This window comes from Pseudoalteromonas sp. SG43-6 (assembly GCF_014164365.1).
GTDB classification, from domain to species: Bacteria; Pseudomonadota; Gammaproteobacteria; order Enterobacterales; family Alteromonadaceae; genus Pseudoalteromonas; species Pseudoalteromonas rhizosphaerae.
This window is the reverse complement of record NZ_JACJEZ010000158.1, coordinates 1-567: the sequence shown is the minus strand read 5'-3', so window position 1 is coordinate 567 and position 567 is coordinate 1. Positions and strand designations below refer to the sequence as shown.

At 43.2% G+C, this 567-nt stretch carries 1 protein-coding gene and 1 pseudogene; both read left to right on the top strand.

Translation table 11 applies throughout. The features are described from left to right. Positions 1–206 precede the first annotated feature (206 nt). Positions 207–413 (top strand): annotated as a pseudogene (locus H5201_RS22585) (alpha/beta hydrolase family protein); the annotation flags it as partial. A gap of 40 nt (positions 414–453) precedes the next feature. Next, on the top strand, positions 454–567 hold a 114-nt coding region (locus tag H5201_RS23610; RefSeq protein WP_182785465.1), incomplete at its 3' end, for a transposase family protein.

The window sequence follows — 567 nt, the reverse complement described above, 5'->3', positions numbered from 1 at the left end:
CACGGCTACCGTGCTCGCAAGAGTTTACTGCATGTGCTTTGGGAGCAAGAGCAATGGCTCGAAAAGTACTTGTTAAGTGACGAAGCTCCTGTAAGCGATGCTCAAGCAAATACTGAACCTTCTGTATCAGAGTAAATTGAAAGCGCGGTTTATGCCGCGCTTGTTAATTTAATTATATGGGGAAGAAGACCCACCCTTAATCTCACGGCACCTTCCCGATGCAAAGCGAGCGTATGTACGCTGCGCTAAAAGGTTTAGGTAAAGAAGCGCGTTTAGTGATGCTACCTTACGAAGCCCATGGTTATCGTGCCCGTAAAAGCTTATTACATATTTTATGGGAACAAGAGCAGTGGCTGGATAAATACTTGTTAACTGACGAAGCTCCCAGGGCAAGATCACGAACTTTACCTTGACTTAAAAGTATGATCTTATACTCCTTTTTAAGGAGCCCCCATGCCTGATATTCAACTATTTAAATATTTCGAATCAATTGACGACCCTCGCCAGCAGGGTAAAGTTGTCCATAAACTTTTTGATATCATATTCTTAGCTGTCAGCGCTGTCATA